The organism is Chryseobacterium mulctrae (genome assembly GCF_006175945.1).
Classification (GTDB): Bacteria; Bacteroidota; Bacteroidia; order Flavobacteriales; family Weeksellaceae; genus Chryseobacterium; species Chryseobacterium mulctrae.
In genome coordinates, this window is the sequence record NZ_VAJL01000001.1 from 2,777,810 (window position 1) to 2,797,929 (window position 20,120).

The 20,120-nt window shown below is 33.9% G+C and carries 15 protein-coding genes and 1 tRNA gene; 13 read left to right on the forward strand and 3 right to left on the reverse strand.

Features of this window, described 5'->3' with window-relative positions; genetic code table 11:
• Positions 1–2 precede the first annotated feature (2 nt).
• The gene (locus tag FDY99_RS12735) at positions 3–1,241 is read left to right on the forward strand and encodes a 3-deoxy-D-manno-octulosonic acid transferase (protein ID WP_139421971.1); all 1,239 of its coding nucleotides are present in this window, start codon (positions 3–5) and stop codon (positions 1,239–1,241) included.
• On the opposite strand, the gene FDY99_RS12740 is transcribed toward FDY99_RS12735, so the two are convergent.
• From FDY99_RS12740 to FDY99_RS12750, 3 genes are read right to left on the reverse strand one after another with little or no spacing between them, the layout of a single operon-like run.
• Positions 1,233–1,859 carry a deoxyuridine 5'-triphosphate nucleotidohydrolase gene (locus tag FDY99_RS12740; RefSeq protein WP_139421973.1) on the reverse strand — a complete coding sequence of 209 codons (627 nt, stop codon included), beginning with the start codon at positions 1,857–1,859 and terminating at the stop codon, positions 1,233–1,235. The genes FDY99_RS12735 and FDY99_RS12740 overlap by 9 nt on opposite strands.
• Positions 1,859–2,617, reverse strand: a complete 759-nt coding sequence (locus FDY99_RS12745) for a glycosyltransferase family 2 protein (RefSeq protein WP_139421975.1) — start codon at positions 2,615–2,617, stop codon at positions 1,859–1,861. The genes FDY99_RS12740 and FDY99_RS12745 overlap by 1 nt, the downstream gene beginning before the upstream one ends.
• Positions 2,618–2,641: 24 nt before the next feature.
• On the reverse strand, positions 2,642–3,619 hold the full coding sequence (locus FDY99_RS12750; RefSeq protein WP_139421976.1) for an acyltransferase family protein: 978 nt from the start codon (positions 3,617–3,619) through the stop codon (positions 2,642–2,644).
• A gap of 198 nt (positions 3,620–3,817) precedes the next feature.
• On the opposite strand from FDY99_RS12750, the gene FDY99_RS12755 reads away from it, so the two are divergent.
• From FDY99_RS12755 to FDY99_RS12815, 12 genes are all read left to right on the forward strand, one after another.
• On the forward strand, positions 3,818–4,288 hold the full coding sequence (locus FDY99_RS12755; protein WP_139421978.1) for a lipocalin family protein: 471 nt from the start codon (positions 3,818–3,820) through the stop codon (positions 4,286–4,288).
• A gap of 193 nt (positions 4,289–4,481) precedes the next feature.
• Positions 4,482–7,295: a leucine--tRNA ligase gene (gene leuS / locus FDY99_RS12760; protein ID WP_139421980.1), complete on the forward strand. Its 2,814-nt coding sequence runs from the start codon at positions 4,482–4,484 to the stop codon at positions 7,293–7,295.
• Positions 7,296–7,533: 238 nt separating this feature from the next.
• Positions 7,534–8,397: a MotA/TolQ/ExbB proton channel family protein gene (locus FDY99_RS12765; protein ID WP_074232066.1), complete on the forward strand. Its 864-nt coding sequence runs from the start codon at positions 7,534–7,536 to the stop codon at positions 8,395–8,397.
• Positions 8,398–8,458: 61 nt separating this feature from the next.
• Positions 8,459–9,067 (forward strand): ExbD/TolR family protein, encoded by a 609-nt coding sequence (locus tag FDY99_RS12770; RefSeq protein ID WP_139421982.1) that lies wholly within the window; start codon positions 8,459–8,461, stop codon positions 9,065–9,067.
• A 13-nt stretch (positions 9,068–9,080) separates the two neighbouring features.
• Positions 9,081–9,623 (forward strand): ExbD/TolR family protein, encoded by a 543-nt coding sequence (locus FDY99_RS12775; RefSeq protein ID WP_139421984.1) that lies wholly within the window; start codon positions 9,081–9,083, stop codon positions 9,621–9,623.
• A gap of 41 nt (positions 9,624–9,664) precedes the next feature.
• Positions 9,665–10,507: an energy transducer TonB gene (locus FDY99_RS12780; protein WP_139421986.1), complete on the forward strand. Its 843-nt coding sequence runs from the start codon at positions 9,665–9,667 to the stop codon at positions 10,505–10,507.
• A gap of 203 nt (positions 10,508–10,710) precedes the next feature.
• On the forward strand, positions 10,711–11,637 hold the full coding sequence (locus FDY99_RS12790; RefSeq protein WP_394344541.1) for a PstS family phosphate ABC transporter substrate-binding protein: 927 nt from the start codon (positions 10,711–10,713) through the stop codon (positions 11,635–11,637).
• Between the two features lie 102 nt (positions 11,638–11,739).
• Positions 11,740–13,389 (forward strand): tetratricopeptide repeat protein, encoded by a 1,650-nt coding sequence (locus FDY99_RS12795; RefSeq protein ID WP_139421988.1) that lies wholly within the window; start codon positions 11,740–11,742, stop codon positions 13,387–13,389.
• A gap of 133 nt (positions 13,390–13,522) precedes the next feature.
• Positions 13,523–14,242, forward strand: a complete 720-nt coding sequence (bshB1, locus tag FDY99_RS12800; protein WP_102979980.1) for a bacillithiol biosynthesis deacetylase BshB1 — start codon at positions 13,523–13,525, stop codon at positions 14,240–14,242.
• Between the two features lie 36 nt (positions 14,243–14,278).
• A tRNA-His gene (locus FDY99_RS12805) sits at positions 14,279–14,354 on the forward strand.
• A 245-nt stretch (positions 14,355–14,599) separates the two neighbouring features.
• Entirely contained in the window at positions 14,600–15,034 is a 435-nt protein-coding gene (locus FDY99_RS12810) for a hypothetical protein (protein ID WP_139421990.1), read from the forward strand.
• A gap of 23 nt (positions 15,035–15,057) precedes the next feature.
• The gene (locus FDY99_RS12815; protein ID WP_139421992.1) at positions 15,058–20,094 is read left to right on the forward strand and encodes a DUF4132 domain-containing protein; all 5,037 of its coding nucleotides are present in this window, start codon (positions 15,058–15,060) and stop codon (positions 20,092–20,094) included.
• The last annotated feature ends 26 nt before the right edge of the window (positions 20,095–20,120 follow it).

Consider the following 20,120-nt stretch of genomic DNA (forward strand, 5'->3'; position numbering starts at 1 on the left):
CTATGGCTATTTTGTATTCCATATTTGTAAATCTTCTCATTTTCGGAATGAAAGTTTTGTCGTTGTTTAATGATAAAACTAAAAAAAGCGTTGAAGGAAGAAAGCACTCTTTAGATATTGTAAAATCAGCATTTTCTTCATCAGATAAAGTTTTGTGGATGCATGCTGCAAGTCTTGGAGAATACGAACAGGGACTTCCTGTTTTAGAAAAACTCAAAAAAAACTTTCCGGATCATAAAATTCTGATTACTTTCTTTTCACCATCGGGTTACGAAAATGTAGTTAAGAAAAAACATATTGCAGATTCGATTTGTTATCTTCCTTTCGATAGAAAAAGTACGGTAAAAGAATTTATTTCTCAGTTTGATTGTGAACTTTTTTTTACGGTAAAATATGATTATTGGTATAATCTTTTGGCAGAACTTAAACATAAAAATGTAAAAACATTTGTGATCTCGGCGTTGTTTTATGAAAGGCAGTCTTTCTTCACAACTTATGGGAAGTGGTTTGTAAAACAGCTGAAGCAAAATATAAATTGGTTTTTTCATCAGACACAGCATTCGTATGTTTTGGCTAAACATATCGGTCTACTAAATTCTTCGGTAACTGGAGATACCCGATTTGACAGGGTAAAGCAATTGAGGCTTCGTAATAATCATGTTGATTTCGTTGAAGAATTTATCAACGGTAAAAAGACAATTGTTTTTGGAAGTTCATGGCATGCAGAAGAGAAAATTGCAAAAATGATTTCTGAAAAAAATGAGAATTTAAAAATAATTATTGCTCCACACAATTTAAAAAGAGTTGATAATTTAAAAGAAATTTTTCCCTCTGCAATTTTGTACAGCGAATTGCAAAATACCCAAACGCTCCAACCTTCAAACTCTCAAACGCTCATCATCGATAGCATCGGATTGCTTTCCAAATTATATTCTTATGCAGATGTTGCAATTGTAGGTGGAGGTTTTCACGAAGCTGGACTTCACAATATTCTGGAAGCGGCAACTTTCGGTGTTCCTGTAATTTTTGGAAACCATTACAAGAAAAACCCTGAAGCTGATCAATTAATTTTAGCTAAAGGAGGTAAATCTTTTGAGAACGAAAATTCAGCGGCACAGTTTGTTTTAGATTTATTTAAAAATGATAAAATGCGTTTGGAGATGTCTGAAAATGCCGAGCAATTTGTGACTAAACAACCAGATTCTTCAGAGCTTATTCTTCAAAAGATATTATCACTTTAAAAATCCCTGGTTCTTAATATCTTTAATGATCAAATCAAAATGATCCGGAATTCTTTCGATATTGAGCCAATTAAAATCTATTCCATTATTGATAAACAGTTTCTCAAGATAAATATTAGCGGTGATTTTCTCGTGTGCAATTGAAAGATACTCATTAATTTCCATCCAATAATCTTCATCTATTTTTTTAGTTAAAGCTAGTGATTTTACAATTTTATTGATGATATATAGATAAAGTTTGTAGACATCATTGAATCTCTGTCGGCTCAGTTTTTCGTTGCTTTCAAGTATTTCATTGATCAATAAAAGGTTTAAACTAATGTCACCGAATTTATCGGTTGTTACTTTTACGTGTTCGGTAATTTGAGCACTTATTTTTCGGATAAGTACAATGAAATATTTTTGATTGCTGATGTATTTGGAAGCATATTCTACTTTTTCCTTAATCAGTTCTTCCATTGCATCGCGTTTCTGATCAACGGTTTCTTCATCGATTAATTCAAAATATAATTTTTTAGATAAGATTTCATCCTTTCTCAGTAGTCTGAAAATAAGTCGGTCTTTTTCTACAGATGAAAGTTGACTTAATGCTGCTTTAAATTCTTTAGAATACTCCATTAATTAAATATTTTCGAATATTTCATAAATCCGTTTAATGCCCAGTTTGCGGTGTAATAAAGAGATTTTAAAGTAGAAAACTTCATAAAATCTTTATAAACGAGATACTGGTCTTTGATGATATTCTGTTTCTTTCTTGAGATGCTGTTTTCACGCATCCTGTATTTTGCCAATGTTTTTTTTAGAGGATAACCTTTCGGGATTTCTTTCAATAAATTAAGCCACATTACATGATCTTCTCGTTTGCTTTTCACCGGGAAGTAAAATTTCCCGACTCTTTTGCTGTCGTAAATGGTAGAAACAGGAGCAAGTCTACAGGTTTTAAGCAAATTAGAAAACGTTACTATTTTATCGGCTTCAAAATCTTTCAAAATCGGCTTCATTGTGTGTTCGTCGCATCTTGAATAGTTGCAGTATGCCAATTCTGCATTGTTTTTGTGCATGAAGTCTGTCATTTCTTCAATATATTCAGGATACCAAAGGTCATCGGAGTCTAAGAATGAAATATATCTTCCTTGAGCTCTCTCAAGACTTTTGTTCCGTGCGTTTCCTGCGCCTCCGTTCTGTTCTAGAATATGTAGCTTGATCCTTGGGTCATTATATTTTTTAATAATTTCAATAGTATTGTCTTTAGATTGGTCATCAGAAATAAGCCACTCCCAGTTTTCATAGGTTTGGCTAAGCACGGATTGTATGGTTTCCTCGATGAATTCGGCGGAATTGTAACATGGTGTAATGATGGAAACTAAGTCTTTCATTTGTGCTATAAACTAGTATTAAAATTATAAAAATCTTTTTTCATAAAAGTGCCATGAACTTATACCGACTGCGATTACAATCAACATACATATTACAGCCATCAGAAAAGGATTGTAAGCTTCAAAAAAACCTAATGTCGTAAACGTTCTAATGATTGGAAAGTGGAAGATGTATATTCCATAAGTGAAATCGCCATATTTTCCAAAGTTATTCAAAAATTTAAATGAATATGCTATATAAAGTACAATAATGCCAATCATCATTGGAGATAATAATTGTATATTGATGAATAAATCAATCCAAACAGTACAAATGGCAATAATGAAAAGTGAATTTTTATGTTTAATAAATTTTTCAAAATTAAAGTAGATTAACATTCCCGGAATAAAATAAGATAATGTTCCAGGAAGTTGCTTTGCCATTGAAATTTTACCTAGTGATTCAAAATAATTAAGGTAAATCAAAGACAAGAAATAGATAATAATTAAACTGATATTTCTGTATTTATTGTTCTTTCCGAAAAAGAAAAACAATAATGGGACACAAAAATAATAGCACATCTCAATTTTAAGTGTCCAGAGTGCGCCATTCACCGCCTGATTTCCGAAAACTCCAGGAAGCCAAGGTGCTTTGAAATTTAAAAATAAGGAATTCCAGAAAAGGTATTTATAGACCTGTGTGTTGGCAAAATAATCTGATAGAGGGTAAGTGCTTACTAAACTCAATAATATAGCACACAAGAAAATCACCAATAAATAAGCAGGAACAATCCTTTTTATTCTTTTCTTTAAATAACTTTTCAGGCTTGAAGATCTTTCATAACTTCTTGCAATCAAAAACCCACTTACAACAAAAAAACCGAAAACTGCAATTTCGACAGGACTGTATTGAAGGAATTTAAGTTCCGCAGAAGCACTTAGTGCTCCTAAATGTCCTAAGAAAACAATAAAAGCCATTAGAACGCGGAGAAAGTCAAAATTATTTTTCGTGATGTCTTGCATTTGTCGTGTTTTGTGCAAAAATAGTTCTTTTTACAGAATACGATCTATGTGCATCTTGAATATTTGTTAAATCAACGTTATTTAAAGCATTTGTGAATATAAAAATATACGAGATAATAATTTTTTATAATATTTCTTCAAAAAATATGTTTAATAATGTAAATAAATCATAATTTTAACGCTTGAAAAATTTGATCTATGAAGAAATTAGCATTATTTGCAGGATTATCATTATTAGCTTTTACAGGATGTAACGACGACGACGCGCCAGAACAGATATTTCCTCTTGTTGGAACATGGTCTCCTACCCAAGAAGTGAGAACACAGGTTCCAGCTGATGGAGTTGGGTTTTCTGACCAAATAGCTTATTCAGACTGTCAGAAAGAATCTAGATGGGTTTTTAATGAAAATTCTTCTGGTAAAAGAACCAATAGAGATATGGCAGGTACGGTAACTCCGACCTGTAGCACAATTTCTGAGCGTAACTTCACTTATGTGTACAATTCTTCTGAGAAAAACTTCGAAATCAAATATCAGGGAACTGTAGTTTCAGATAAAGGTAAAGTGACTTTGCTTAATGCTGAAACTTTAAATCTGAAAATTGAAGATACTACAGACCCAACAATTTACAAGTCTACAACGTATACTTTCAAAAGAATTCCGCAATAATCAGTATTTCATATTACTATATAATCTCATCTTTAGGTGAGATTTTTTTTGTTTGTAAGGATTACATTGTAATTAATTCAAAATTAAATTTACATTTATTTTATAATCATTATTTTTGTGAAACTAGATTGAGAATTGATAGTGAAATTAATTCTAATATCTAAAGTCTAACATCTAACATCTATAATAAAAAGTGTTTTACGATCATCAGCAGATAGAAAAAAAGTGGCAGAAATACTGGGAAGACAATCAAACGTACAAGACTTCCAATAATACAGACAAACCGAAATTTTATGTTCTTGATATGTTTCCATATCCATCAGGAGCGGGGCTTCATGTAGGTCATCCGCTTGGATATATTGCGTCGGATATTTATGCGAGATATAAAAGACATCAGGGTTTTAATGTTCTCCACCCGGTTGGTTACGATAGTTTTGGGCTTCCTGCTGAACAGTATGCAATACAAACGGGAACGCATCCTGCAATTACAACTGAGCAAAACATTACAAGATACGAAGAGCAATTAAGAAAAATTGGTTTCTCTTTTGACTGGAGTAGGGAAGTGAGAACCTCCGACGCTTCTTATTATAAATGGACGCAATGGATTTTTATTGAATTGTTCCATTCTTGGTATAATAAAGATACAGACAAGGCAGAATCTATCGATACTTTGATCAAGCATTTTGAAGAAAAAGGAACGGAAGGTTTAAATGCCAATCAAAACGACGAATTAAATTTCACTTCAGAAGAATGGAAAAATGCTTCTGAAATTGATAAAGAAGATATTTTATTAAACTATCGTTTAGCTTACAGAGCAGAAACGACGGTAAACTGGTGTCCCGCTTTAGGAACTGTTTTGGCAAATGACGAAATAAAAGACGGCAAATCTGAAAGAGGAGGCTTCCCTGTTTTCCAAAAGAAAATGATGCAGTGGAGCATGAGAATTTCTGCTTATTCTGAAAGATTATTACAAGGTCTAAAAACTTTAGACTGGCCACAACCTTTGAAAGATGCTCAAGAATACTGGATTGGAAAATCTCAGGGAGCACAGGTTCAATTTAGTGTTGATGGTCACGACGAAATCGTTGAGGTTTTCACAACAAGACCCGACACTATTTTCGGTGCGACTTTTATGGTATTGGCTCCAGAAAATCCTTTAGTGGAAACAATTACTACAGCCGAACAAAAAGCTGAAATAGATACTTATATTGAAGAAACTTCTAAGAAAACCGAGAGAGACAGAATGTCTGACGTGAAAAACGTTTCGGGTGCTTTCACGGGAAGTTATGCAATCAATCCGTTCAGTGGAGAAAAAATGCCGATCTATATTTCAGATTATGTATTGATGGGGTACGGAACGGGAGCTGTAATGGCTGTTCCTGCGCACGACGAACGCGACCATAGATTTGCGAAGAAATTTAATCTTGAAATTAAAAAAGTTGTAGAAACAGAAGGAGACGTTCAGGAAAAGTCTTTTGATTCTAAAACCAGCGTTTGCGTAAATTCTGATTTCTTAAACGGATTAAATTACGATGAAGCAAAAGCATTAATGATTGATGCGATTGAAAAGAAAGGAATTGGCCACGGAACGACGAATTACAGACAGCGTGATGCGATTTTCTCAAGACAAAGATATTGGGGAGAACCGGTTCCTATATATTATAAGGATGGAATGCCTTACACGTTGCCAACTTCTGTATTGCCTTTGGAGCTTCCTGAAGTTGAAAAATATTTACCAACAGAAGATGGAGATCCGCCACTAGGAAATTCTAAAACTTTTGCCTGGGATGAAGCGAATCGGAAAATTGTTGATACTAATTCAATTGATGATCAAACTGTTTTCCCATTAGAGTTATCCACAATGCCGGGCTGGGCAGGAAGCTCTTGGTATTTCTTGAGATATATGGATCCTAAAAATGATGAGGTTTTCACAAATAAAGAACTTTCAGATTATTGGGGGCAGGTAGATTTATATATTGGAGGTAGCGAACACGCAACCGGTCACTTATTGTATTCTCGTTTCTGGAATATGTTCTTAAAAGACAGAGGATATATTAAGAATGATGAGCCTTTCCAAAAGTTGATCAATCAGGGGATGATTTTGGGGATGAGTGCTTTTGTGTATAGAATTGATGGTACTAATCAATATGTATCTAAAAACTTAGTAAAAGATTATAAAACTCAGGAAATCCATGTTGATGTATCTTTATTAAAAGGAACAACTGATGAATTGGAAACTGAAGCCTTCAAAGCCTGGAGACCAGATTATGCAGATGCAGAATTTATTTTAGAAGACGGAAAATACATCACAGGTCGTGAAGTAGAAAAAATGTCTAAGTCAAAATATAATGTTGTAAATCCTGATGATATCTGTAATGAATACGGAGCAGATGGTTTAAGATTGTATGAAATGTTCTTAGGACCGTTAGAACAATCTAAGCCGTGGAACACTCAAGGTTTAAGCGGAGTTTATGGTTTTTTGAAAAAATTCTGGAACTTATATTTTAATGGTGAGGTTTTTGAAGTATCAGACGAAGAGCCTACGAAAGCAGAATATAAAGTTTTGCATACCTTAATAAAGAAGGTGGTTTACGATATCGAAAACTTCTCTTTCAACACGTCTGTATCTTCATTTATGATTGCTGTCAACGAATTGCAGAAATTAAAATGTAACAAACGCAATATTTTAGAACCTTTAGCCGTTATCATCTCTCCGTATGCACCACATATTTGTGAAGAATTGTGGAGTTTATTAGGAAATAAAGAATCTATTGAGTTTGAAAGGTTTCCGATTTTGGATGAAAATTATTTGATTGAAGACGAAATTGAGTATCCTGTAAGTGTAAATGGTAAGATGAAATTTAAAATTGCTCTTCCTGCAACATTATCTGCTAAAGAGGTTGAAGATTTAGTGCTTCAAAATGAGAAAATGGGAATACTTTTGGAAGGTAAAACCCCTAAAAAAATCATCGTTGTACCAAAAAAAATCGTTAATATCGTAATTTAAAAGAAATTTAACATTGCTAAAATCAAAAAATTAGAGGTTTTAAATTTTTGATTTTCTAACGTATTTTATAAAATTAATAAATATTAATAAAATATTTAAATATAATTACGATATCGGAATCTTATCAAATTATCATTATGAAAAAAAGGCAAAATGTTATTTGATACTATTGGATTTTAATTAATTTTGCCTTTATTTTACAACTTTAAAATTTTAAAACAATATAATTTAGTTAAATATGGAAATGAATGTTTCAAAAAATGATGAGCAAGTAGTTGCTAGAAAAGCAGGAGGTCTTAATCCAGCTGTAATTATTCCTATTCTATTGGTTATAGGAATTTGTATTTGGTTATTCGTATTGGGTAGCCCGGGTAACTTTAAAGCTGATCCAAGATTGGCAGGTGCATCAGTAGCGTTTTCTGATGTTGAAGGTAAAGAGATGCATCCTGAAGGATTTTTAGGTATGATCTACATGGGAGGTATTATTGTACCATTGTTGGTAACATTCATGATTACTGTAATTGTTTTCTCATTTGAAAGATATTTTGTTTTAAACAAAGCTTCAGGTGCAGGTAATGTAGATAACTTCGTAGTAAAAGTAAGAAGTTTATTAAATAGCAATAAAGTTGACGAAGCTTTAGAAGAGTGCGACAGACAGCAAGGTTCTGTAGGGAACGTTGTGAAAGAAGGTCTTACTACTTACAAAGCTTTAGCTCACGATACTACTCTTAATAAAGAGCAGAAAATGGTTGCTCTTAACAAAGCAATCGAAGAGGCTACAACTCTTGAGATGCCAATGTTAGAGAAAAACATGATGATTCTTTCTACTTTAGGTACTGTTGCAACATTAGTAGCACTATTGGGAACAGTAATCGGGATGATTAGAGCATTCTTCGCTTTAGGAGCTGGAGGTGGTACTCCGGATGCAGCTGCATTATCAATCGGTATCTCTGAAGCATTGATCAACACGGCATTAGGTATTGGTACTTCTGCAGTAGCGATTATCCTTTACAACTTCTTTACTTCTAAAATTGACGGATTGACTTATAAGATCGATGAGATCGCTATGAGCATTCAGCAGTCTTTTGCAGAATTTCACTAAGAAATAAGTGAACCTGTGTTTTTACACAAAAAAAGAAGTTTTAATAATTAGATAATAAATAATGGCGAGAATAAAACCAAAAAGACATGGTGTAGTTACGGATATGACCGCAATGTGCGACGTTACGTTCCTACTACTTACGTTCTTTATTATGACCACTCAGTTCAAAAAGCCTGATGTGGAGCAGATCAAACCGCCATCTTCAATCTCAGAGAAGTTACTTCCTGATGCAAGTTTAATGACTATTAATGCTACTCCGGATGGAAAATTTTATTTCCAGCCTGTAGAAAATGCAACAGAAAGATTACAGCTTTTAAAGAAAATGGGTGAAAAGTACAATGTTACTTTTGATGATAAACAAAAAGCTTCATTCCAAAAAGTACAGTCTATTGGTGTTCCTATGAACCAATTGAGAAGCTATTTGGATTTGCCTGAAGATGAGCAGAAAAGTTATAAGAGCCCTACTGGGGTTCCTATGGATAGTACAAATAAGCAGTTAACAGACTGGGTACAACAAAGTTTAAGCGTAAATCCTGAATACAAACTTGCTATTAAAGGTGACGTTACAACAAAGTATCCTAAAGTTAAAGCTTTATTTGAGGGGTTAAGAGATATTAAATTTCTAAACTTTTGGTTGATTACGTCTCAAGAAGGTAAACCTAACGAATAATTAAGAAGAAGAAATGGCACAAGTACAAGTACAGGATAAGAGCGCCAAAGGTGGTAAAGTTCGATCCAAGAAAAACAACCCTGCCGTCGATATGACGCCAATGGTTGACCTTAATTTCTTACTATTGATGTTCTTTATGTTTACATCAACATTTAGTAAACCAAATGTGATGGATTTGGGGCTTCCGGCAAAACCGGATCCTAATGCACCAAAGCCACCTCCAACGGAAATTGACCTTTCAAATTCAATTACTTTATTATTAGGAAAAGACAACAGAGTATTTTGGCATCAGCAAGACCAAGCAGGTCTTAATGACCAAACTATGACTGAAACTAGCTTAGATAGAGAAGGGATTAGAGAGATTATTAAGCAAGCAAAAGCAAGGGCTAAAAAGAAAGATCTGTTTACAGTGATTATTAAGCCAACTGATGATGCAGTATATAAGAACTTTGTAGATATTCTTGACGAAATGGCGATTACAAAAAGCGAAAGATATGGGGTTACCGATCTTAAGCCTTACGAAAAAGCTGTTTACGATAAGAAGGTTGGTAACTAATTTGTTACAACAAAGTATATAACACTTAAATTTGCAATACAATGGCAGATGAAAATATTTACGGTCAAAATCTTACTTTAGACGAGATTGTATTTGAAAATAGAAATAAAGAATATGGTGCTTACGATCTTAGACATCAGTATCCTAGATTACTGACAAAGTCTTTCATCATCGGTACAGGATTATTCTTGGTGACTGCTTTATCTCCTTTCATTTATATGACTATTAAAAGTATGAATGAAAAGGATGCTTTAGAGGTAAAATCTGATTTGGTTGAAATTATCGAAGAAGATCCTATCATAGAGCAACCTAAAGAAGAAGAACCACCACCACCACCACCAAAAGTGGAAGAGGAGAAAATTGAAATTATCCAAAACGTAGTTCCGGAACCGGTGAAAGCTCCTAAAATTGAGACACCACCACCACCAATTTCTAAGCAATTAGAAACTACTACTGGTTTGGTTAATCAAGAAGGGGTAAAAGCTCCTGCTTATACACCACCACCACCGCCACCATCTACAGGTACTAAATCTTCAACAGCTGAAGTTAAGCCTCAAGTGAGTGAAAGCCAGATTTATAGCGAGGTTGAGCAAACTGCAGAATTCCCTGGAGGAATTAATGCCTTCAGAAAAAAAGTTTCTGAAAACTTTGACTCTTCAGCAATTGAAGGCGCAGACGGAGTGGTAAAAGGAGAGGTGACATTTGTAGTTGAGAGAGACGGAAGTATTACTGATATCAAAGTAAATGGTAAAAATTCAGATTTTAATTCTGAAGCAGTAAGAACCGTAAAATCTATTAAAAACAAATGGGCTCCTGCAAAAATTAATGGTCAAACTGTACGTTACAGATACAGACTTCCATTAGCAATGCAACCGCCAGAATAAGTTATTAGTTTATTTTAAATAATAATTAAAAAAGAGAAGCTTATGCTTCTCTTTTTATTTTTTTTAATATTTTTGTTGTATGATGTTCAATTGGTTATCCTTGGTCGCAGGAATTTGTTACGTAGTCTTAGGTATCGTAATGATGGTTTACAAATTTCTCGAGCCTATATACGCATACTCTCTGGGAGCGGTATTAATACTTTATGGAATCTTCAGGATTTGGAGAGCAGTATCAAAATTCAGAAATACAGACGAAGATGAAGTTTAGTGCTATTTTTTCAATGATTTTCTTCACAGGTTTGTTGATAAACTGTTCAAAAAAAGAAGAAAGCACTGTTTCGTATAACAAAGGCGAAATGACAATTTTAACGGATGAATCTTTTAAAAGTGTTACAGAAGCTTTGGCAGAAGGCTATATGATTAGCTATCCAGATACTAAAATAAAAGTGGTTACACAAAAAGAAGATCTGGGGTTTCTTGATTTGCTGAATAATAAAGCAAGAATTGCGGTGATGTCTAAGGCATTATCTCCTGAAGAGATTAAAGCCTACGAAGATAAAGTTGATATGAAAATCGAGCCTGCAAACTTTGCTGCAGATGCTGTCGTATTTTTTGTACCGAAAAATTCTGAAAAGTCAAGTATTACAATGGAAGAAATTACTTCTGGTTTACAGTCGGATGATAAGAATTTTGTATTTGACGGAACAAATTCAAGTAACCTAAACTTTGTAGCTCAAAAATTGAAGAAACTTCCTAAAGATTTGAAATTTTCAATTATTCCAGGGAGTGTAAATGTTATCGAAGAATTAAATAAATATCCGAATAAAATAGGTGTAATCGGCTTAAATACAATCAGCAGACCTTATGATAAAGAAGCTGAAAAATTAAGAGGAATGATAAAAATTCTTCCTGTTGTAAGTGCAGGTCAATCTTATTCTCCAGATTTTAGCGGTCTTCGCGAGATGAAATATCCCTTCACAAGAGTATTATATTTTCTTACGAATGAGGGTGGGTTTAATATTGCAAATGGGTTTATAAGATATTCTTGTACTCATTTGGGGCAAAAAATCGTTCAGAAGGAAGGTTTACAGCCCTATAATATTTATCCGAGACAAGTACAGATGCGTTAAAAAATATTAAAAAATACCTCGTTTCAAACCGATTTTATTATATTGGTCTGAAAATTGTGTATTTGTAATTCGGTTTTTAAGAATACAAATTTAAAAATAATAATGAAAGATATAATGATTATGAATGTAAAGAAGATTGCTTTAGGAGCATCAGTGGTATTTTTTACCAATTTTGCCTTTGCACAGACATTGCAGGATGGTATTAACAGCATGGATAGCGATAAGTTTGCTGCTGCGAAAACCAATTTCACGTCTATGATTGCAAAAGAACCTACAGCAGAAAATTATTTCTACCTAGGAAATACTTTTTTAAGACAGGGTGAACCAGATTTCGCTCAGGCTACAGAGAACTTTAATAAAGGTTTAGCTGCAGATAAAAAAAGCTATTTAAATCAAATTGGTTTAGCTACGGTTAAACTTGGTAAAGGTGATAAATCAGCTATTGCTGATATCCAGAAAATAGTTTCAGATTCTAGAGAAAAAGATGCTGCGGTATTGTTTAGAGCTGCAGAAGCATTGACTTTATTTGAAAAAAATAACTCTCCAGATTTAGCAGTTCAATTTTTGAATAAAGCTATTGAAAGAGCTTCTAGAAAAGAAGTTCCTGCGTATTATTACTATACTTTAGGAGATGCATACAGACTGAAAAAAATTCCTGGAGATGCAATGACTGCCTATGACAACGCGTTGCCATTAGCAAAAAATAAAGCTTCAGTGTATACAAGAATTGGAACTTTATGGATGGCGGCTCAACAGTGGCAACAAGCAAAAACCAGTATTGAGAAAGCAATTTCAACAGATCCTACATATGCGCCTGCTTACAAAGCTTTAGCGGCTTACAACATCAAATATCAGGAGAATGCAAAAGCTACTCAGGATTTGATTAATTATACAAAATATGCAGATGAGGATCCTTATACTCAATTAGAAATTGCAAAATTGTATTTCACTAATGAAGATTATGCGAATTCAAAAGCAATTTTAGATAAAATCTTTGATAAAATTGACGATCCTATTAAATTCAAGTTGAGAGCTTATGTAAACTATGCAGATGGTCAATATGCTGAAGCAAAACAAAATATGGATTCTTTCGTATCTAAAGCTGAAAAATCAAGAGTTCAGCCTGCAGATCAAGGTTTGATGGGGTTAATCGCTGCTGGTTTGGCTAAAACTGAAACGGATGCTGCTAAAAAATCAGCTTTACAGGCAGAAGCACAGCAAAAAATCGGTTTAGCTAAAGCTGCTAAAGATGAAACGTTGAAATGGGATATGGAATTGGCTAAAATCAATGGTGGAGGAGCTTCTCAGGCTGCTGTAAATGCTGGACCAACTTCTCCTGAAATTGAATCTTTCAAAAAATTAGTTGCTGCAAACCCACAAGACTCTGATGCATTATACAAATTAGCAAATGCTTATCAGGATGCTAAAAACTGGAACGGAGCTGTGGTAACATGGCAGAAAATGAGCACATTGCTTCCAGATTGGGCACCCGCATATTATAGTCAGGGTTATGCTTATCAGCAAGCAGGAAATAATGATGCAGCAAAAATTTCTTACGAGAAGTTTATTTCGACTGTAAAACCTGCAGAAGTAGAAGCTAACAAGCAAACTCTTGCTTACGCATATTTTGCGGTAGCATATCTTGAAAAAGATAAAGATCTTGCTAAAGCAAAAGATTATGTTGCAAAATCTGTACAGCTAGATCCTACTTATCAGGATGCTGTAAAACTAAATGCAGAAATCAATAAGTAATTTAAAATTTAAATTATTCATATAAAAACTTCCCATTCGTAATGTTTGGGAAGTTTTTGTTTAAACCTTATCTTTGAATTGATGAAGTCGAAACTTTGAAAGCGATAGCATCATTTAAATTATTATCAAAAATATGAAAACAGATATACTTGCTTTTGGAGCTCATCCGGATGATGTGGAATTAGGATGTGGCGGAACAATAGCTAAATTAATTTCGGAAGGAAAAACCTGCGTTATTGTTGATTTAACAAAAGGAGAGCTTGGAACAAGAGGAACCGATCAGACACGAAAAGAAGAAGCAACTGAAGCTGCCAAAATTTTGGGAGTAGCTGCAAGAGAAAATTTAGGATTAAAAGATGGTTTTCTTGTCAATTCTGAAGAATATCAAATGGAGATTGTAAAAATGATTCGTAAATATAGGCCAGAAATCGTTTTAGCCAATGCAATTGATGATAGACATCCAGATCACGCAAAAGCAGCGAAATTAGTGTCGGATGCGTGCTTTTTGGCCGGATTAAGAAAAATTGAAACTGTTTTAAACGGTGAAATTCAGGAAGTGTGGAGACCTAAGCAAATTTTCCATTATATTCAGTGGAAACATATTCAGCCGGAATTTGTGATTGATATCTCAGAACATCTCGATAAAAAACTGGAAGCTTGTATGGCATTTAAAACTCAGTTTTATGATCCAACTTCTAAAGAACCAGAAACTCCGATTACATCAAAAGATTTTTATGAAAGCTTAACGTACCGTGCTCAGGATTTGGGAAGACTTTCTGGAGTTACTTATGCTGAGGGATTTACGTCTGAGAAGTTAATTGCTTTGAAAAATTTTGATGGAATTGTTTGGTAATTAAAAATTCTTTCCTATATTTGCACCACCAAAAACGGTGATTGTAGCTCAGTTGGTTAGAGCGCCGGATTGTGGTTCCGGAGGTCGGGGGTTCGAGACCCCTCATTCACCCTAATAAAGTACACTTTTACAGTGTACTTTTTTTGTTTTTACAACTTTGCTCATTTAGATTTCTATATCTTAACAATTCATTTTCCTCAATATGAATAATATTCAATTGATCATTATCCTCGAATCGATAACATTTTTGTCGATTTCAATTTAAATTCTTTTAAAGAAAATATTCCGAATAGATGTGAAATATCATTTTACGGAAAGTGAAAAATTTGTTATATTTATTTCAGATCAAATTTTAATATGAAAATAAATGTTACAGTAAAGCAATTGGGACGGAAACATCCTATTCTTGCTGCAGAGTCGCTTCAAATTGCTTTTGAGGGTGGAGATATATCATTAGAAAATTTATTAAAACTAGTTGTCCGGCAACAAGTAGAGGCATTTAATGTAAAATCTTTTGAGTGGGAAGACGAAGACTATGAAAAAATTCCCACAGAAAATTACCTGAACGTTCTTACCGACACAGGAAAAGTAGGTTTCGGAAGTATTTACAATCAGAAAAAAGCAGATTTAGAAAAAGCGCAGGAAAATGTAATTCAGGCTTTTGAAGATGGGATGTTTGCTGTCTTTTATAATGATGAACAATTGGATAATCTTACCCAGAATATCAACCTAAGTTTACAGCATACGCTCACTTTTATTAGGCTTACTTTTCTTGCGGGAAGCTATTGGTAATAAATTACAAACACAATCTATTAATGGAAATCACAGAAAAATTAAAATCGAAAAAAATTGTCAACTACTACAAAAATCTAAGACAAGATTTACAAGAACAGGCAGAGAAGAGCATATTGTCTCAACTGTTTTCTAAACCTAAATTAAAGAAAGACGTTGCTGCATTAGGTTTGTTGTTTTTGGGTAAAGAAAATCATTATCAAGAACTGACTTTAGGCTCGAAGAAAACAGAAGAAATCAAAAAATATTTAAAACCAGATATTTGGGAAGACCAAGAATTCTACAAGCTATTGGTTTATTTTTTTGGAGAAAACGCAGAATTGGTAAAATACGCATGGAATAAAATGCCTTACAAAATGTATCAATCAGGATACGATCGTCGCTCATTTCGTGCCCCCAATAATGAAAAATTTGTATTGCTCAACCAAATCAATTTAATTAAAAATTTACTGCAGTTTCCAAGCACCTGTTCTTACAGCAGTAATTTTGAATATTACAACCTGTCTTTGGAAGAACAGATTATTTACGATCATGCTTTATCCAATAATTCAAGCCAGTTTTATATCTGGTCGGCTGCGATTGATAACGGAAACAAAGAGATCTATCAGCTGATTGAGGATATTATTTTCAATAAACATACGGAAGGAAAAGTTTCGCAAAACATTATAAAAGCTTTGCTTAACAGCGAGCAGAAACATTGCTGGGAATTGGTAGAGAAGCTTTTGCTTGCGGCACAACGACAGGAAGGTTTAAGGCAAACTGTTTTGGAAGCTTTAGACGAAACAAGCATTGGAGCTTTACAATATATGACGAATGTAATTGTGGAGCATAAACTGACACGTTTTTCATCGGTTGTGCGTGCAATAGATACTTGGACGGGTTTAGGTTGGGAAGCTGAAAAAGAGTCTGTCGTTAAAAATATTGTTTCTCTGGCTCATACTTATTTCAGTAATCCGGAACAGATTTCTGAAGCTGTTAAGAGTAAAAATAATAATGAAGTGTATATGGCACTTTGGGTTCAGGGAGTTTTGGATGTAGAAAAAACGGTTCCTTATCTGCATGATTTGTTTGATAAAGGTAGTGTAGAAAAGAAATGTTTGGCGATAAAATTCGCTGTAGAAACTGAAGATCCTTACATTCAGATGCCATTGTATTATAAAGCCGTCCTGGAAGGTGATTTACAGGTTTTAGCATTTGCCGGAGTTCCTATGGTTTCACTTTTAAGCGCAAATGCTAATTCTAAATTTTATGTCAGTAATACCGATTATCCTAACTTTTTTGAAAAACTTCACGAGCTAACTCAAAAAATAGAAGTTAAAGAAAAAAAGTTTGAAGGAAAAGTTTTCTCTTGGCAGAATGCTACTTTCAAAAAGAGTGATTTATATGCTTCAATGTTTTATCTGGTAGGAGAAGATCGTGAAAAACTAGACTTGGTGCTTTCTTATTTTGATCAGTTTGATCTGAGTTTAAGAGAGCAGCTCACAAGAAATATTCTCGGTGATTTCTACTGCTACTCTTATTCTTATAATTTTGAAAAGAAAAAGAAAGAAGTTACCCCTTTTCAGAAAGAATTTGCTTTTAAAATTATCAAAGACAGGGGAGAATCTATGATTGCCTCAGGAATTAATGTTTTGCAGCAAGATTCTTTAAATAAAGATGAAGTCATGATTTTCTTTGATCTGTTTAAAAGAAAAGGCGGAACGCTTCGTAAAAAGTTAATAGAATTGATGATGAAGCAGGAAGATGCAGTGGTCACTCCATTGGTCGAAGAATTAACTGCGAAAGGCGACATCGAACAAAGAACAGCTTCATTGGATATTATGCTTCAGCTCCAGAAAAACAGAAGATTGTCTGATAAAATTAATCAATGGGCTTTACAGTATTCTGAAAAAACAAAAATTTCTGATAGAGAAAAAAACTTATTGGATCAGCTTAATCCTTCTGAAGATAAAGAAATCCTCTCAGAAAAAAACGGATTTGGTTTTTATAATCCTTCCGTTATCTCAAAGTATGAGTTGCCAAAAGTAGAATCAGATTCTTTCTATGCAAAAGCAACAAAGAATGATAAATATGGCTTCACACAATCTTTAAATCATATTAAATCTGAATTAAAAAAACTTAATGATTTATTTTTAAGTCATAAAGACCACGAATATGAATATGAAGACTGGAACGGTTCTCTGGTAAAAGAATTGCTGGGAAATAATTTCCGTCAGATTAAAAAAAATACCGAAGGTTTTACTGGCGAAGAATTAGCGGTAAATTACCCGCTGCATGAAGTTTGGGAACAATGGTATAAAGATTCTAAACTGCAGCCGGTTGATTTATTTTTATTGACATTTGCAGAGAACTGCGATCGCAAAAAGTTTAGAGATTTCCTTGAAAATTATGTGTTTTATCACCAAGGCTTCATTCCGAATCCCCTTAAAAATGATTATTACTGGGACAATCCTCTTAAAAATATTCTCTTATCATTAGAATACAAGTATGAATTTAAAGAATCAATAGATTTTCTGATTGATGCCTGTGCTACTTTATTTGCAAATCTTCCGAAAGAGATTATTGATTATAAAGCCAAACCCAACGAATATTATTACAGATACGACGGAGACGGTTGGCAAAATACAGTTTTTTTCAAAGTGTTTTTACAGTCTATTCCGGTAAAAAAACTGACAGATGAGCAATTTACAAAAGTCTGGAACTTGTACCGATGGATGCAGTTCAACGGATTACAGGGTAATGTAAAATACACCGTTCCTGGTTTCTATTTATTCTGTAAAGCTTATGAACTAAAACTTATTACCAAAGATGAGCTTTACGAAGGAGTTTTTACAGCAGAATCTGCAATAAGAGACCTTACAACAACCAAATTTTATCATCACAGCGAAAAATATCTGGAAACATTTCCTTTCCTGAAGCCTGTAATTGACGGAATTCAAAATAAATTTTTAGATGTAGAACTTATTCGCGGTGATGCGAATACTTCGGTTTCGCATTTTGTTCAGGGATTTCAGACGATTTATGGAGCTGAACGGTTTGTGCAAATTTTAAAAGGTTTAGGCAAAGCCAATTTGTATGCAAATTATATTTACAGCTACGGAAACGAAAGTATGACGAAACAAAAGCTGTTTTCTTATCTTTTGTCTAATTGTTATCCATTGGAAAGTGATACTCAGGAATCATTTAATACAATGATGAAAAAGGAGAATATTGCTGAACTTCGGTTGATTCAGGCTGCAGTTTATGCTCCGCAATGGCAGAAATTTATTAGTAATTATTTAGGTTGGAAAGGCTTAGATTCTGCAATCTGGTGGATGCATGCACATACAAAAACAGGATCTTATCAGGCTCAAAATTCAGGGCTTGAAAGCGAAGTGGCAAAATATTCTTCCGTAGATGTTCAGGAATTTCAGGATGGAGCCGTTGATAAAGATTGGTTTACTAAAGCGTATAAAGAACTAGGAAAAGCCCGCTGGGAAATGTTGTATGAATCTGCAAAATATATTTCTGATGGAAATGGGCATCGAAGAGCGAGGTTATATTCCGATACATTAACAGGAGATTTAAAAATAAAAGAAGTTACTGCAAAAGTAAAAGACAAGCGTGATCAGGATTATCTTCGTGTGTACGGTTTGGTTCCTTTAAGTAAAACAAATTCTGAAAAAGATGTTTTAAACCGATACGAATATATTCAGCAGTTTAAGAAAGAAAGTAAAGAATTTGGCTCGATGAAACAGGCGAGTGAAGCATTGGCAATTCGTGTGGCGTTGGAAAATTTGGCGAGAAATGCAGGTTATCCTGACCCGATCCGTTTAACTTGGGCTATGGAAACCAAGCAGATTCAGAACTTATTATCAAAAGAAACTCAGGTTACCATTGATGGCGTTACGGTTGGTCTAATTATCGAAGACGACGGAAAATCCGAGTTGGTTGTTTTCAGGGATGATAAACAGTTAAAATCAATTCCCCCAAAAATTAAAAAAGATAAAGCGATTGTAGAATTAGGAACTTATCGAAAAATCATGCGAGAACAATGGATGCGCTCCAGAAAAGGACTTGAAGAAGCGATGATAAGAGGCGATGAGTTTTTATATTCTGAAATAAAAAATCTTTTTGAACATCCGGTTATTGTGAAGCATTTAGAAAAACTGGTGTTTATTTCTAATGATAATAAGATAGGATTTTTCCATGATGGAAATTTGGTAGACGCTCAAGGTGAAATTCATGAACTGAACGAAAATAATACATTAAGAATCGCTCACTGCGTAGATTTGCACCAACATTCGGTTTGGAGTGATTTCCAGCATTATTGTTTTAAAGAAAAGCTGATTCAGCCGTTCAAACAAATTTTCAGAGAATTATATACTCCGACTCCGGATGAGTTGCAGGAAAAATCTGTTTCACGACGATATGCAGGTCATCAGATTCAACCGAAGCAAACCTTAGCTCTATTAAAAACAAGAGGATGGAAGGTAGACTATGAAGAAGGTTTGCAGAAAGTTTATCATAAAGAAGGTTTTCAGGTTAAATTATATGCGATTGCAGATTGGTTTTCTCCTGCAGATATAGAAAGCCCGACCCTTGAAACAATAGAATTCCATTCATTAAAAGATTATAAAAATATTCCTTTTGAAGACATCAATCCGAGATTGTTTTCTGAGGTAATGCGTGATGTTGATTTGGTGGTTTCCGTTGCTCACGTTGGTGGAGTAGATCCTGAAGCAAGCCATTCTTCTATTGAGATGAGAGCGGTATTAATGAAAGAAACGGCACAGTTATTTAAACTTGAAAATATAAGAATCGAAGGTTCTCATGTCTTGGTAAAAGGTCAAATGGCAGAATACAGTGTGCATTTGGGAAGTGCAGTTGTACATCAGGTTCCAGGGAAATATTTGTCGATTCTTCCGGTTCATTCACAACACAGAGGGAGGTTGTTTTTACCTTTTGCAGATGATGATCCAAAATCTGCTGAAGTTTTGTCTAAAGTTTTATTACTGGCAAAAGATAATGAAATTCAGGATCCGACAATACTTTCTCAGATCAAAAGAGAATATGTTTAGAACTAATATTGATCATATAATAGAAA

Coding starts and splice junctions, on each gene's coding strand:
- bshB1 (WP_102979980.1), top strand. CDS start 13,523: ATGAAAACAGATATACTTGCTTTTGGAGCTCATCCGGATGATGTGGAA.
- FDY99_RS12775 (WP_139421984.1), top strand. CDS start 9,081: ATGGCACAAGTACAAGTACAGGATAAGAGCGCCAAAGGTGGTAAAGTT.
- FDY99_RS12765 (WP_074232066.1), top strand. CDS start 7,534: ATGGAAATGAATGTTTCAAAAAATGATGAGCAAGTAGTTGCTAGAAAA.
- FDY99_RS12790 (WP_394344541.1), top strand. CDS start 10,711: ATGGAATCTTCAGGATTTGGAGAGCAGTATCAAAATTCAGAAATACAG.
- FDY99_RS12745 (WP_139421975.1), bottom strand. CDS start 2,617: ATGAAAGACTTAGTTTCCATCATTACACCATGTTACAATTCCGCCGAA.
- FDY99_RS12755 (WP_139421978.1), top strand. CDS start 3,818: ATGAAGAAATTAGCATTATTTGCAGGATTATCATTATTAGCTTTTACA.
- FDY99_RS12750 (WP_139421976.1), bottom strand. CDS start 3,619: ATGCAAGACATCACGAAAAATAATTTTGACTTTCTCCGCGTTCTAATG.
- FDY99_RS12735 (WP_139421971.1), top strand. CDS start 3: ATGGCTATTTTGTATTCCATATTTGTAAATCTTCTCATTTTCGGAATG.
- FDY99_RS12770 (WP_139421982.1), top strand. CDS start 8,459: ATGGCGAGAATAAAACCAAAAAGACATGGTGTAGTTACGGATATGACC.
- FDY99_RS12795 (WP_139421988.1), top strand. CDS start 11,740: ATGAAAGATATAATGATTATGAATGTAAAGAAGATTGCTTTAGGAGCA.
- FDY99_RS12815 (WP_139421992.1), top strand. CDS start 15,058: ATGGAAATCACAGAAAAATTAAAATCGAAAAAAATTGTCAACTACTAC.
- FDY99_RS12810 (WP_139421990.1), top strand. CDS start 14,600: ATGAAAATAAATGTTACAGTAAAGCAATTGGGACGGAAACATCCTATT.
- FDY99_RS12740 (WP_139421973.1), bottom strand. CDS start 1,859: ATGGAGTATTCTAAAGAATTTAAAGCAGCATTAAGTCAACTTTCATCT.
- FDY99_RS12780 (WP_139421986.1), top strand. CDS start 9,665: ATGGCAGATGAAAATATTTACGGTCAAAATCTTACTTTAGACGAGATT.